This window comes from Marinilactibacillus psychrotolerans, from assembly GCF_900101525.1.
Lineage (GTDB): Bacteria > Bacillota > Bacilli > Lactobacillales > Carnobacteriaceae_A > Marinilactibacillus > Marinilactibacillus psychrotolerans.
On sequence record NZ_FMZD01000020.1, the window covers coordinates 26,089 to 40,952 of the forward strand.

Genomic DNA, 14,864 nt, shown 5'->3' on the forward strand with positions numbered 1-14,864 from the left:
AAAGGCTCTAAATCAATAAACGATTTAGAGCCTTTTTTCTATTTTACTGAATCGGTTGTTACTTTTTCTTTAACATCGTATAACCGTTCAAATTCATGAGCAATCCTATTAGTTCCTTTTAAAATTTCACTTCTTGTTATAATCCCTTTAAAAGTACGCTCTTCATCTATTACTGTAATAAAAGCGTGATTTACTAACATATGCAATACATTTTCAAGTTCAAAGTCCTCATAGACAAACGGATAGTCTTTGTCCATAATATCCTCAACATTAATTTCTCCAAGCTTCTCAAAGTGTACATCTTCTATATCCATAATTGCCTGCATGATTGAAGGCATAGAAATCAGTCCTTGCATTCTTGATTTCTCATCCAATACAGGAACCAACGAATATTTGTCTGTAGTCAATATGAGAAGTGCATGGTCCAAGCGGTTCTTCGTTCCTACTACCGCCACTTCATCTGCGGATTTGACTAGCTGATTGTCTTTGTCAATTAGTAAGGATTTAATTTTCTCACCAATCATGGTTTCACTCCTTGTAAACGTTATCACTCCATTATTATTCTACTATCATTTTACCTTTTGCCCAAACTTTTTTTCGTAATAAGTGAAAATTCTTAGATAACTCTTATATAAAATGAACTTTATTAACAATTAAACTGTTAATATTTTCGAAATATTCTACAATATATATGATTTCACATTATTTATTTACCCTATAAAAAGAGCAGACTTAAACACACATACAAGTAAGTGATTTCCAGATTATATGTATGCTTTCTACTCTTTTACACAGTTGATATAACGTTTGACATTTTTGTGTTTTATAATTCTATTTTTTCATTTAATTGAGGTACCGGATTATGATCTTCATCATAATAACGGATAATTCCACTATTATCTTCTAATTCTAATATAGCATAGGTCCCCTTATGAATAGGTCCTCGAGGTTGAGCAATGCTCCCAGGATTAATAAAATAAATATTATCCTCTTTATCCACTCTTGGAATATGAGTGTGTCCGTAAAATACAATTTGTATCCCTTCTTGTTCTGCTTCTTTTTTTAAAGTAGAGAAAGAAGACTTCACATTATGAAGATGTCCATGTACTATTAAAAAAGCATTCTCATAATATTTAACGACACTGCTTTCAGGAAAAGCATTTGTAGTATCCATATTCCCTTTTACAGTATGATAGTTCTGCCACAAAGGATTCTCTTCAGTAAATTCAGAATCCCCACAATGAATCCATAGGTCAATTTCTTTCTCATATATAGAAAAAATTTCTTCCATATGATACGTATCCCCATGATTATCACTAATTATTAATGCTTTCATCCAATCATCCTTTTTTAATTATTAATCCAATTTTCTAGAACTTTTTCTAAGTTCCGGACTGCTATTGCTCTATGGCTAATGTTATTTTTCTCTTCATGAGTTAATTCAGCTAGTGTTTTGTCTTTTTCAGAAACATAAAATAATGGATCATATCCAAATCCGTTTTGTCCTCTTGGAACGCCTAATATATAACCATCTAGCTCCCCTTCAATTGTCATACTCTCTTTATCCGGAGCAGCTAGCGCAAGTGTACAATGGAAATGAGCCGTCCTTTCTTCAAATGGTAATTCTGACAGCTCTCCTAAAAGTTTGGCATTATTTTTTGCATCGTTTTTTTCTTCTCCTGCAAATCTTGCTGAGTAGATACCCGGTTGACCTTGCAGCGCATCAACTTTCAGACCGGAATCATCTGCTAAAACAATTGTATTTAAAGCTTTGGATACACCTTCTGCTTTGAGTAATGCATTCTCAGCAAAAGTGTCTCCTGTTTCATCAATTTCGTCTAATTCTGGATAATCAAGAAGCGTCTGAATTTCAAATCCAAATTTTTCAAAAATAGATTTAAATTCTGCAGCTTTTCCTTTATTTCCTGTTGCAATAACAATTTTATTTTTTGGCGTCATTTTACTTTTAGTCCTTTCAATCTATCTATCGATACCTGTTCAACTTCTATTTCATTCATTTCTAACCAGCTAGAAGCAATTTCTTTAAACATATTGACAGAGCCAGTTGTGTAAAATTTTCTTTCATTAATTTCATCTGTTTTTACTTCAGCCATATCATAATAATCAAGCAACATACTCACTTCATTAACCGTCTCTGCTCCAGAATCAATTAAGGTTACTTCTTTTCCCATAACGTTTTGTATTAGAGGTCTTAGCAATGGATAATGCGTACAGCCTAATACGAGCGTATCTACTTTTTGTTTTTTCAAATTTTGTAAACTTTCAGTTACCACTTTTTTTGCAATAGAACTATTTAATTGATTACTTTCTACTAGCGGCACAAATTTAGGACAGGCCTGACTGAATACATTCGCAGTTGCTTGTTTTTTGGTAATTGCTCGTCGGTATTCCCCTGATAAAATTGTTCCATCCGTTCCAATGACTCCTATACGATTATCTTTAGTCGTCTTTATTGCAGCACGACTTCCAGGTAGAATTACACCAACTACTGGAATATCTAACTGTTTTTTCAATTCTGGCAATGCTGCAGCCGTTGCGGTATTGCATGCTATAACTAGCATTTTAATATTCTTTTCTAATAAAAAATTGGTAAGATCCCACGTAAACTCTTTTACCTGCTCTTTTGGTCTAGGACCATAAGGGCAGCGGGCGGTATCCCCAATATAATAAAAAGATTCATTCGGCAGCTGTTTCATTGCTTCTTTCATCACAGTTAAACCGCCTACACCAGAATCAAGTAAGCCAATTGCTCTTTTACTCATCTTATAACAACCTTCTTCATTGCATTAAGCCGGACACACATTATAGTGTAAAATCGACTATAATTCTACTTTTTAATATTTACTCCCCTATTTTCTCTTTTTTTTATCAAATGCGCAAGTAGAACGTGATTAGAACTATTCGAAAATGTAGAATTCATTTTATATTCTTTATAAAAATTGACTGCTAATAAAATTTAATTAGAAAAGCAAAGTCAAATACGTTATACTATAAAATATTAGGTGAAATCACGAGGTGAAAAGTTTGTCAGAGCAAAATACAGAAATTCAACAGTTTGATTCTATTATCTTATTAAGAGATCATTTGTTATCTAACCTTTTAGGTGAAGATATTGATGCTATTTTATATTGGGCAGGAAAAGATCTGGCCCGAAATCATCCTGTAGAAACCGAACTTGAAGTGCTCAGACTTTTTGAACAATATTCATTCGGAATGCTTACCCAAATTGAAGAGAAAAAGAACAGAAAAATTTATAGGTTATCTGGTGAAGTTATTGAACAGCGATTAGAAAATGATCAATTCCCTTCTTTCTCATTAGAAACAGGCTACTTATCCCAACAATTACAAAGACTTATTAATATTTATTCAGAAGGAATTTATGAGATAAAACCTAAGAAAAAAGAAGTTCATTTAACAATACAAATGGACCCAAAAGAACCACTACCTATAGATCAAAATTAAAAAAGACACTCTAAGGAATGAACAGATTTTCTGTTTTCCAATAGAGTGTCTTTTATGTATAAAACAAAAAAAGCGCTAAGAAAAGAAACTATGTTTTTACACATACTTAAATCTTTTCATAAACACTTTACGAAAATTAATTCAATTATATACTCGTCAATCTGTTTACAGATTTACATCTAGCGAAAAACTATTTAAGATCGTTTCATTACCATCAATGATTTGGATAAATCTAATTTCTCTTGCATCCCAATTCATCAGATCCTGAAGAGTATAATTATTTTTTCTTAACACTACATCTAAGGGACAGTCAATTTCATCATCCGCATTGTAAAAAACATCTCTAGCATCTACTAGTAAATGAACTTGTTTATCTATGCAATCGACAATATAACTATACTTGGTAGTATTTTTAACTTTGTTGTCAAGACTATTTCTTTGAGCCATTGTAGCACACTCCATTCATTCCTATAAGTAGTCCTATCAGAATGCTTTAGGCAGTTTAAAAATTTAAACTGAATTAAATTTTTAAAATTCAGTCATACATAACAGATAAATCGTTCAGACAGTTCCATAATGTTAGTATTTTCACTATTTATTACGTTGGATATATTTTAGCTCAAATAATTACATAATGATACCCGAATACCTATTTCTCTTTGATATCTGCACTAATTGTTAAAAAATAGACACATTTATCTGATTTTACTTATAGTCATTTAAGCATAAAATAACATTCTTCCAAAACAAACTAAGTTCAATCTAAAACAATTATAACAATTCATAACCGTTTTAAATCTGTAGTTGAATTAGAAGAATGTTATATAATTAAATCACTTAGTTTTCATAAAAATTATTTATGTTTAGAAAGTGTTTCTTCAATTTGTTCTTTACTGTGATATCCAATTAATTTTTCTACGACTTCTCCGTCTTTTTTTACTAATAAAGTAGGAATACTCATAATTCCAAATTTTCCAGGTGTTTCTGGATTTGCATCTACATCCATTTTATAGTAATTAACATCGCCATTAGATTCTTCATCTAATTGATCAATTACTGGAGATTGCATACGACAAGGCCCACACCAAGTTGCCCAGAAGTCGACTAACGTTAATCCTGAATCTGTTTGTTCATCAAATGTATTATCTGTAAGTTCTTTAACCATTATAAATTCCTCCTATAACTTTACTATTAAAAAGTAAGTTCCTATCATTGTTTTTAGTATACCAAAGATTATTTAAAAAATCCATTATTGGGTTTGTTTATTAGACTTTTTTTATAATCTACTTAAATAGTACAATCGTTGCACCATTTCCTCCTTGATTGGCTGGCGCATCATTATAAGATTTAACCTGAGGGTGTTTTTTCAAATAATCTTGTACAGCTTTTCTAACTGCGCCAGTCCCCATCCCATGAATCACTGTTACTTGAGGGTAATTGGACAGTATTGCCTGGTCAATATACTGATCTAATTGATTCAAAGCTGCCTCCACTCTTTCTCCTCTTAAATCTATTTCTGTGGATACAGACCCCATAGAAGTTGATTTCAAAGAAGTCCGATTGTAAGACGGTTCTTTTTCTTGTTGAGCAGGTGTAAGATCACTCTCATTAAGCTTCATTTTAAGCATACCCATCTGAACTACCCATTGTTTATTACCGGATTTTTCAACTATTGTCCCTTTTTGACCTAATGACTCTACCTGGACAAAATCCCCTGGTTTAAGTTCTTTCTTACGCTTCTGTTTTTGTAATATTTTATTTTTCTTCAGACTTTCTTCTTCTAATTTCAAATTAGATAATCTAGACTGTGCTTCTATAAATTCGTGCTCTTTAACTGCAGAACCTTGTGCCCCTTGCAACTGGCGTGCTCTAAGGTCTTCAATAATTTTCTCTGTATCTTTTTGAGCTTTTTCTATGATCTGATTGGCTTCTTTTTCTGCTTTTTTCTTTAATTGTTCTTTTTCTGCTTCATATTCTTTAAAAGCATTTTTCAATTCTCTATGCAATGCTTGAGCATTCTGTAATTCTTCACGAACTTTACCCGTTTCTTGACTCGCCTGTTTTCTTTTATTTTCAAGGTCTTGAATCATTTCATCCACACTCTGACTTTCTCCACTCATCAGTTGTCTGGCAGATTCAATAACCATATCGTTTAGACCAAGTCTTTTAGCAATCTCAAAAGCATTACTACGACCTGGTATGCCAATTAAAAGCTTGTATGTCGGACTTAAAGTTTCTACGTCAAATTCCATACTCGCATTAATTGTTTGAGGTCGATTGTATCCATATGCTTTTAATTCAGGATAATGGGAAGTTATCAGAGCATAGCTTCCTTTTGCTGCAATAGCATCTAATAGTGCAATTGCCAAAGCAGCTCCTTCCTGAGGATCAGTCCCAGCCCCTAATTCATCCAGTAAAACTAAACTCTGATCATCAATTTTATTTAAAATTTCTACAATATTTGTCATATGAGAAGAAAAAGTTGATAAACTTTGTTCGATTGACTGCTCGTCTCCGATATCAGCAAATACACTAGAAAAAATCCCCATCACACTTTGCTCTGCTACTGGAATCTGTAACCCTGACTGTGCCATTAGTTGAAGCAATCCTAATGTTTTAAGAGCGACAGTTTTCCCACCAGTATTTGGTCCCGTTATGATCATTGTCTGATATTCTTCGCCTAAAATGATATCATTTGCAACTACTTCGCTTTCTTCTAATAAAGGATGTCTAGCCCGCATAAATGAAACTGCATTATTTTCGCTAATCAACGGCTTGATTCCTTTGATTTCTTGTGCATATTTTGCTTTTGCATTGATGAAATCAAGTAAAACTAAGACAGTCATATTCTGATCAATTTCTGCCGTATGAGGCATGATCACATTTGTAACCTCAGCTAGTATTCTCTCAATCTCACTACGTTCTTCACTTTGGTACTGTTTTAAGCGATTATTGAGATCAACAACACTTTGTGGTTCGATAAATAGTGTCTGTCCCGTAGAGCTCTGATCGTGTACTACACCGCCGAATGTTGTTCTGTTTTCCTGCTTAACCGGAATAACATATCGATCATTTCTCATTGTAATAATTGCATCAGTCAAAAATTTTGCTTGGCTTCCCCTTACAATACTTTCTAATTTTTGGCGTACTCTACTTTCTGTCTGCTTAATTCCAGTTCGTATGCCTCTTAGAGCAGTACTTGCATCATCCAGCACATATCCATCTTCATCTACGACAGTAAAAATGGCTCTTTCAAGCGGTCTTAGAGCTACAAACTGATCACTAATTTTATATAGTTGCTTTAACTCAATTTCGTCTTCCTTTAATTTTACAAAAAACTGGTCAATCTCACGTACACTCTTAATTACTTTTCCAATTTGTGCAACTTCTTTTCCATTCAATGCTGCTCCGATATTTGCTCTCTTCAAATGAGGTCTGATATCAATAAATGGAGATAAAGGAATTCCACCTTTCATACGTAAGATTCTTACTCCATCCTCTGTTTCCTCTTGTTTATCTTTAACTTCAATATAGTCTGAAGAAGGAGAAAGAGCGTGAATCTTTTCTTTTCCTAACTCTGAAACTGCATGCTTAGAAAGTTGATTGATTACTTTAGGAAAATCTAATGTTTTAAATGACTTTTCAATTTTCATCTTCATTCTATCAAGCCTCTCTATTTTTTCTATTCATCCGTTCTTCATAAAAAAAGGTGTTGCTAGAAAAAAGCATCCTTGCTTTTTCTTTCTAGAGCAACACCTATTTATATTTAACCCTGATGTTTAACATTTTTTAAACGACCATAAGTTTTATTCTTCAATAGTATCTTCTTGAAGGCCTTCTTCGATCCACCAGTTATACAAATCAGTAGATAGCTCCGGTGTATCGGAAACGATCGTTCTTGCAAGGGCACTCGACTCAAATTGACTTTGAATCATTTTAATCGGAATCATTGATAATAAAAATAAAATCAGAAAAATTCCAATATACTGCACAATAAATCCTACAATTGCTCCACCAATTCCATTTATTTGTTTCACTACTGGAATTTCGGTAAGAAAGTTTAGTAGCCCTCCAATAAATCTTGTAACGATCCATCCTAGTACAAGAATACCAATAAATGCTACACCATTATAGAATCCCTGATCTAAATTAAAAATGAATTCTTGTCCGTAAAGTACAAATGGATTCGAATTTGATGATACTGGGCTCGGATAAGGAACCATCATTTCCACTAAGTTACTTACCTCTTGGTAGTATTCTAAAGCAAAATAAAAAGATATTGCATAGCCGATTGTTAAAACCAACTGTAGGATCAGCCCTCTTTTAAACCCACTATATAAAGACAATAACAATAATAATAGAATGATCAACGATAATAACATTTTGTACTCCTTAATGGCTATTTATTTAATTCAAGAAAGTTTTTCTTCCAATTCTTTGATTCGTTCTTCAAGTTTAATAACTTTTTTCTTCATTTCTAACTGATCCGAAACTGCATTGATAGCCATCAACATTGCTCGTTTTTCTGAATCTAGTCCTTTAGTCATTTGTTGCAGTTGAGTCATTTGTTCATCTACTGTTTGTGCTACTACATGCATATGTTTTTCTGAACGAGGGCCTACTATAGTATAAGTTTCCCCTGCTATTTTTGCTTTAAATCTTCTTTTTTTCTCAGGCATACATCAGCCTCCTAGATATGCAAATTCTATATTATAATAACATGAAAAACGAATTCTTGCATCACTTGGTGACCGTTTTCTAATGTTTAACGCGAACAAATGTAGCTATAGGAGAATTGTTTTTATACTATACGATCATTTAAACTAGTTCAACACAAAAAAAGACTCCCCAGCAGGAGCCTTTTCTTGCGTAAATTAAATCATTACATTTACCTATCTTATTTCTGCATTGAGCTCTTGTTTTAAAGCCTTTTTCACTTTCTCAAAATCTTTATTTACTTCTTCTTCTTTCAAAGTTGCTTCTGGGTTTAAATAAGCTAATGAATAAGCAATTGATTTTTTACCTGCTTCAATGTGTTCTCCCTGATATAAATCGAACAAACGCACTTGTTGTAACCACTTTCCACCATTTGCTTCAATTACATCCATTACCTCGTTGTGACTAATTGTTTCTTCAACTAATAAGGCGATATCACGTGACGTACCTGGATATTTTGGAATAGCTGCATAAAGTACTGAATTTTTTTCTGCTGCAACAAGCGCATCAACACTTAATTCAAAAACATACGTTTCTTCAAGGTCAAATACGCCGGCAATTTCTGGATGAATCTGACCAATCACCCCAATTTTTTCCTCACCTAGATAGATTTCAGCTGTACGACCTGGATGTAGATCGTTAAATGAACTGTCTGCTGCAAACTTGATGGTCTCTTTGATTCCTATGGTTTCAAGTAATTCTTCAACAATTCCTTTTAACGTGTAGAAATCAACTGGTTGAGCAGTGTTAGACCAAGTGTTTTCTGTTAATGATCCTGATAGTAACCCAGCAACATGTTCCTCTTCCAATGGCAAGTTACCTGATTCATTTTCATAAAACACATGCCCAACTTCATAAAGAGCAATATTTTTCATTTGTCTAGCCGCATTATAGGCTGCATTATCGACTAAACCACTGATTAAACTTAACCTTAGTGTTTTATGTTCTTCACTCATTGGCCAGTCAAGGTTAGTTGTTTTTGAAGGTTTCATACTAAATCTTTCTGCTTTCTCCGGTGTTGTTAGAGCATAACTAATTGTTTGAGCTAACCCACTTCCCTCTAAATACCTATGAATAAAGCGTGTTAATCGCTGTTTATCATTTAATTCACCTGGAGTTGATTCCATCATAGGCAATGTTGATGGAATTTTATTATACCCATACACTCTAGCGACTTCTTCAAGTAAGTCTGCTTCAATTGAAATATCCCATCTTCTAAGTGGAACTGAAATAATAAATTCATCTTCAACCAATGTATATTCAAATTGTAATCGGATAAATATAGAAGCTACTTCTTCTAAAGAAAGTTCTGTTCCCAGCACATGGTTAATCCTTTGAAGTGTAATCGAAACCTTTTTTTCTAAAGGTTTAGTCACTTCTATTTCAGCTATACCTGATACTATCTGACCTCCATTGATCTCTGCAATCAATGCAGTTGCATGGTCTAAGGCTGCTTGTACAGTTCCTAGATTCAAACCGCGTTCAAATCTTGAACTTGACTCACTTCTTAAATTTAAAGACTGCGCTGTCTTTCGTACTAAGGAAGATGCAAATACAGCTGATTCTATAGCAACCGTTCTAGTTTTTTCTGTTACATGGGAATTTTGTCCACCCATAACACCTGCCAGTGCTACCGGCTGATCCCCATTTGTGACAACTAGATTATCTTGATTTAATGTTCTCTCTTGCCCATCCAGTGTGATGATCTTTTCATCTTGTTTAGCTCTTCTGACATAAATTTCTTTTGAATTTAGTGCATCATAATCAAAAGCATGAAGAGGCTGACCATACTCAAGCATAATGTAATTTGTCACGTCAACTACTGAATCAATCGGTCTGATTCCAGCATTCATTAATTTACGCTGCAGCCACAATGGGCTTTCTTTAACTATTACATCTTTTACTATACGTAGTTTGTAATCTGGTGTGTCTTCTTTAGCTTGTACGGATACAGTCATATAGTTTTCAATAAGATCCTCTGCATTTTCAGATAAAGAAACTTTTTCAAACTCAGGGTTCTGTGATAAAATCGTTCCTGCTTCGTAGGCAACTCCGCGCATACTCATCGCATCTGCTCGATTTGGTGTAATATCTAAATCAATAATGATATCATCCAGTCCTAAATAAGATAAAGCGTCTGCTCCCACTATAGCTTCTTCTGGCAAAACGTAGATTCCGTCTTCTATACGCTTAGGAATTACCGAGTCCGAGAATCCTAATTCTTCTAGTGAACAAATCATTCCATTTGATACATGTCCTCTTAATTTACTTTTTTTAATTTTAAAATTTCCTGGTAACCTTGCTCCAGGCAAGGCAACAACCACCTTCTGATTCTCAGCTACATTGGGTGCACCACAAACGATCTGATAGAGTTCTTCTGCTCCTACATCCACTTGTGTAACGTTTAAATGGTCAGATCCTTCCATTTTTTCGACTGTACGCACTTCTCCAACGACTAATTTTTTAAGTCCTTCCCCTGGTACGATCAAACTATCTACTTCAATTCCTGTTAACGTTATCTGATCAGCTAACTGTTCAGGCGTTATATTTTCTAAGTTTAAATATTCTTTTAACCAATTATATGATACTTTCATTATATCCTACCCTCTCACCTTGAATTGTTTTAAGAAACGCTGATCGTTTAAGTAGAAGTTTCTGATGTCATCTACTCCATATTTCAACATCGCAATCCGGTCTGGTCCCATTCCAAAGGCAAAACCACCATAGATTTCCGGATCTACTCCAGACATCTTTAAAACTTCAGGGTGCGTCATTCCAGCTCCAAGGATTTCTATCCAACCTGTATGTTTACAAACATTACAGCCTTTTCCTCCACACTTGAAACAGCTCACATCTACTTCAACAGAAGGTTCAGTGAATGGAAAATAGCTTGGACGTAATCGAATTTCCCGATTCTCACCAAACATTTTTTTAGCCAATGTTTCTAATGTTCCTTTTAAATCAGCCATTGTAATATGCTTATCAATTACCATTCCTTCGATCTGATGAAATTGATGAGAATGTGTCGCATCATCCGTATCACGGCGATACACTTTCCCCGGACTAATCATTTTAAGAGGTCCTTTTGAAAAATCGTGTGTTTCTAAAGTTCGTGCCTGTAAGGGCGACGTATGCGTACGCATTAAAACTTTCGAAGTAATATAGAATGTATCCTGCATATCTCGAGCCGGGTGGTTCTGCGGTAAATTCACTCGCTCAAAATTATAATAATCCTCTTCAACTTCATTTCCTTCAACAATTTGATACCCCATTCCTAAAAATAAGTCCTCAATTTCTTCTATGATCTGGGTGATCACATGGCTTTGTCCTTTTATTGGTTTAACTCCCGGCAGCGTTACATCTAAAGTTTCTTCTGCCAAGCGCTTATTCAATACTTGTTTTTGAATGGTCTCTCTAGTCATTGACATTTGATTCGTCAGATCATCTCGCACTTGGTTAGCTAACTGTCCAATAACTGGACGTTCGTCAGCTGATAGATCTTTCATGCCTTTTAATACTTGTGTTAATTCTCCTTTTTTTCCTAAATAAGACACCCGTAAAGTCTCAAGTTCTTCTACTGTCGATACAGATTTCATTTCCTGTGTTGCTTTATCAGCTAATATAGCTAGTTTTTCTTTTAAGTCCATTTATTTACTCCTTTTAATTTTTATGTAACTAATTTAGTTTGATTCCAAAAAATATACAAAAAGACCCCATCCCAATATAGGGACGAGGTCAACACGCGGTACCACCCTTGTTTAGAATTAGACAAATATAATTCTACACTTTTGCATAACGGCGCATACCGAGATTTCTTTTATTAGGAAATCTACTTTAATAGAGAGTCTATATTTATAACGACTCATCTAAGCGATGAAAGTGAACTTCATTCAGTTTCCTATCCAAATATTTTCAGCCTTTGATATTCGGTCTCTTAATATTTCACTGAACTACTCTTTTTCACCATAGTATTTATGGATTAAGTTACCTTTTAAAAAACGAATTAAGCTTGATGACACTCTTCTTCGCTGATCCATTCATCAGCCCAGGATTGAACTTCTTTCATTACACTTTCCAATGCATGACCTTTAGTTGTCAAACAATATCCTGATCTAAGTTCGCAGTTTTCATCCAATTCCTTAGTAACGATACCTGTTTGCTCCAGTTCTTTTAATCTTTCAACAAGGACACGATCGCTTACTTCTGGAATAGATTGAGAAAGGTCTTTGAAGCGATGAGGTCCTTCCAGTAAAACATCGATTATAAGCCCAGTCCATTTTTTCCCTAGAATAGAAAAAGTTTGCTCAAATTTAGGACAAATGATTTTATTTTGTGTTATTTCAATCACGTATGTTCACCTCTACTTTCAGACAGATATAGTATACCATCATTTGTTACTTATTGTAAGAACATATAATTATTTTCCATATATTTTATCTATTTTGTTCAAAATTTGCAAGTTTATATCATTTACAGGTAATTAATAAGAGAAGTCGCTATTGTAAAATAGACAACTAAACCCATAGTATCATTTAAGGTAGTTATAAATGGTCCGGATGCTACGGCGGGATCTATATTAAATTTATTGATAATTACCGGAATAACAGATCCGGTAACAGAAGCCAAACTGACTGACAAAAAAATTGAAGCCCCGATAATAATTCCCAAGACAGGGTTGCCATAGATAACCATTACAATCCCAATCATTACAACAGCTGCTAAAATCCCGATCATCATGCCTGCCGTAAATTCTTGTTTGACAGTTTTAAAGAAACTATCTTTATCTTTATCATCAATCGACAAATTTCTAACGGCCACTGCTAATGACTGCGTTCCTACATTCCCGGCGGTTCCCATAATCATAGGAATGAACGCTGCTAATATCACTACAGACTCTAAAGTATCTTCAAAATAACTAATTAGACTACTTGTAAGCAATCCTAAGAACAATAAAATAATAATCCAAGGTGCTCTAGATTTTGCAGCTTTAAATGGAGACATTTTTTTATCATCCGTGCCTCTTCGAATACCAGCAAACTCGTTGAAATCCTCTGTGACCTCGTCTTGAATAACATCCATTACGTCATCTACTGTTACGATTCCTAACATAGATCCATCATAAGCTAAAACAGGTAAGGCAAGTAAATCATAATCTTGTATAATCTGTGCGACTTTTTCTTGGTCTTCATCTACCCTTACAGAAACCACTTGAGAGTACATTAAGGACTCTACTGTCTCATCTTCTGAAGACAATAAGAGATCTCTTAATGAAAGTACACCTAGTAAATGCCCTTTTTCATCAACTACATATAAATAATAAATTGTTTCAGCATGATGTCCAATCTGACGTAGTCTGCTGATAACTTCTTTAGTGGTTGACTTATAATTAATCGAAATAAACTCTTTCGTCATAATTGATCCGGCAGTTTCCGGAGCATAAGAAAGTAATTCTTGTACTCTATCGCTTTCTCGTTTATCCATCATAGACAACAATAACTGATTATCTGTTTCTTCGCTATTGGTCAAAAAATGAGCAACATCATCAGCTGCCATATGATTGAATACTTTTGCCATATACTCATCAGGTAAGTATTGAACTGCATCTTCTTGATCTTCTGTATCCATCCATTCGAAAATTTCTGAAAATTCTTCTGGAGTAAGGAAGTCAGCTATTTTAGCTTTTTTATCTGGATAAAGTAAATGAAATATTGCATGTTGATCTCTATCATGCAATTGTAAAAATAATTTTCTGAATTTTTCACGATCATTTTTTTTTGCTGCTTGAAATATTTTATTGTAATGTTTTTGTTCAGTTGTTTTGACTATTTTCATTATTGGTCACCCGTTTCATGATTAAATTTTAGAGAAGACATACTATAAGGATGTCCATTGAACAAATTTGCTTTTAACTCAAAGAATACTCTCGAACTGGGAGCACTATCCATATGCCTCACCTCCAAAATTTTCATTACTAAAATGACTAACTTTTTTCTTATTCTTTAAAACTAGAGAGAGTTCTCTCCTCATTAATTCACTCCATAAAAAAAACACGCCTGAGCATGTGAATAAAATGATCTGATGGTCACTACCCCTGCATCTGTAGACTGAAAATCATGAAGAGTTCTTCTTTTGAAACTTTTGGTCTAAACTATTCCAATTACATTATAGTTATCATTGGATTGATGAACTTTAAGAGAGCTGTAATAATACTACTTTCATTCTCCCCACTACCATCACAATTTAAGTTTATTTGTCTTTCATTGTTGTACTTATACATTCACTTTACCCTAATGTTCTTGTTTTATCAATAAAAAAAACTCATTAGTTATAGCCGGTTTTATTGTGTATGGCAGAATAAATATGTAGAATAGTGCAAGAAAAAATCCATAACTCGGGCCAAATAAAATAGCCCATTGCTTCCACCCATACCATTCGCCTAAAATGGAGTTTGACTAAGAACTTCAGAAAGGCGTGGGAAAGGATGCTCACAATGGACCAAATTTATTCTATCAAAAAAATGAGAAATGAAGAAGGCTATTCTTTAAATAAAATTGTCACGGAAACCGGTTATGATTGGCGTACAGTTAGAAAATACGCAGATCACGATGTTCTTCCAAAAGAAAAAAACAGTAAAAAGCGCGGAATGATGTATACGAAAGGGTTTG

The 14,864-nt window shown here is 34.0% G+C and carries 14 protein-coding genes; 1 reads left to right on the forward strand and 13 read right to left on the reverse strand.

Features of this window, described 5'->3' with window-relative positions; all coding sequences use genetic code 11:
* Positions 1-38: 38 nt before the first annotated feature.
* From cbpB to racE, 4 genes are all read right to left on the reverse strand, one after another.
* Positions 39-524 carry a cyclic-di-AMP-binding protein CbpB gene (gene cbpB, locus BLT22_RS09965; protein WP_091762934.1) on the reverse strand — a complete coding sequence of 162 codons (486 nt, stop codon included), beginning with the start codon at positions 522-524 and terminating at the stop codon, positions 39-41.
* Between the two features lie 299 nt (positions 525-823).
* A complete protein-coding gene (locus BLT22_RS09970) occupies positions 824-1,336 on the reverse strand; it encodes a YfcE family phosphodiesterase (RefSeq protein WP_091762938.1) in 513 nt (170 codons plus the stop codon).
* Between the two features lie 14 nt (positions 1,337-1,350).
* The gene (locus tag BLT22_RS09975) at positions 1,351-1,959 is read right to left on the reverse strand and encodes an XTP/dITP diphosphatase (protein WP_091762941.1); all 609 of its coding nucleotides are present in this window, start codon (positions 1,957-1,959) and stop codon (positions 1,351-1,353) included.
* Complete coding sequence (racE, locus tag BLT22_RS09980) at positions 1,956-2,783, reverse strand: glutamate racemase (protein ID WP_091762946.1); 828 nt, start codon at positions 2,781-2,783, stop codon at positions 1,956-1,958. Before racE ends, BLT22_RS09975 begins: the two co-directional genes overlap by 4 nt.
* A 262-nt stretch (positions 2,784-3,045) precedes the next feature.
* Between racE and BLT22_RS09985 the strand changes: the two genes are divergently transcribed.
* Complete coding sequence (locus tag BLT22_RS09985; RefSeq protein WP_176935448.1) at positions 3,046-3,483, forward strand: DUF2507 domain-containing protein; 438 nt, start codon at positions 3,046-3,048, stop codon at positions 3,481-3,483.
* A 165-nt stretch (positions 3,484-3,648) separates the two neighbouring features.
* Here the strand turns inward: BLT22_RS09985 and BLT22_RS09990 are convergent, their stop codons facing one another.
* From BLT22_RS09990 to mgtE, 9 genes are all read right to left on the reverse strand, one after another.
* Positions 3,649-3,930: a hypothetical protein gene (locus tag BLT22_RS09990; protein WP_091762953.1), complete on the reverse strand. Its 282-nt coding sequence runs from the start codon at positions 3,928-3,930 to the stop codon at positions 3,649-3,651.
* Between the two features lie 406 nt (positions 3,931-4,336).
* Positions 4,337-4,648: a thioredoxin gene (gene trxA / locus BLT22_RS09995; protein WP_072695478.1), complete on the reverse strand. Its 312-nt coding sequence runs from the start codon at positions 4,646-4,648 to the stop codon at positions 4,337-4,339.
* Between the two features lie 118 nt (positions 4,649-4,766).
* Positions 4,767-7,142, reverse strand: coding sequence for an endonuclease MutS2 (locus BLT22_RS10000; protein ID WP_091762955.1), 2,376 nt, complete (start codon positions 7,140-7,142; stop codon positions 4,767-4,769).
* A gap of 147 nt (positions 7,143-7,289) precedes the next feature.
* On the reverse strand, positions 7,290-7,865 hold the full coding sequence (locus BLT22_RS10005; protein WP_091762957.1) for a CvpA family protein: 576 nt from the start codon (positions 7,863-7,865) through the stop codon (positions 7,290-7,292).
* Between the two features lie 30 nt (positions 7,866-7,895).
* Positions 7,896-8,162, reverse strand: coding sequence for a cell division protein ZapA (locus BLT22_RS10010; protein ID WP_091762959.1), 267 nt, complete (start codon positions 8,160-8,162; stop codon positions 7,896-7,898).
* Positions 8,163-8,375: 213 nt separating this feature from the next.
* Positions 8,376-10,793: a phenylalanine--tRNA ligase subunit beta gene (pheT, locus tag BLT22_RS10015; protein WP_091762961.1), complete on the reverse strand. Its 2,418-nt coding sequence runs from the start codon at positions 10,791-10,793 to the stop codon at positions 8,376-8,378.
* Positions 10,794-10,799: 6 nt separating this feature from the next.
* Entirely contained in the window at positions 10,800-11,795 is a 996-nt protein-coding gene (gene pheS / locus BLT22_RS10020) for a phenylalanine--tRNA ligase subunit alpha (RefSeq protein ID WP_371861802.1), read from the reverse strand.
* Between the two features lie 407 nt (positions 11,796-12,202).
* Complete coding sequence (locus BLT22_RS10025; RefSeq protein WP_087057000.1) at positions 12,203-12,544, reverse strand: winged helix-turn-helix transcriptional regulator; 342 nt, start codon at positions 12,542-12,544, stop codon at positions 12,203-12,205.
* 125 nt (positions 12,545-12,669) lie between these two features.
* Positions 12,670-14,031 carry a magnesium transporter gene (gene mgtE / locus BLT22_RS10030; RefSeq protein ID WP_091762965.1) on the reverse strand — a complete coding sequence of 454 codons (1,362 nt, stop codon included), beginning with the start codon at positions 14,029-14,031 and terminating at the stop codon, positions 12,670-12,672.
* Between the last annotated feature and the right edge of the window lie 833 nt (positions 14,032-14,864).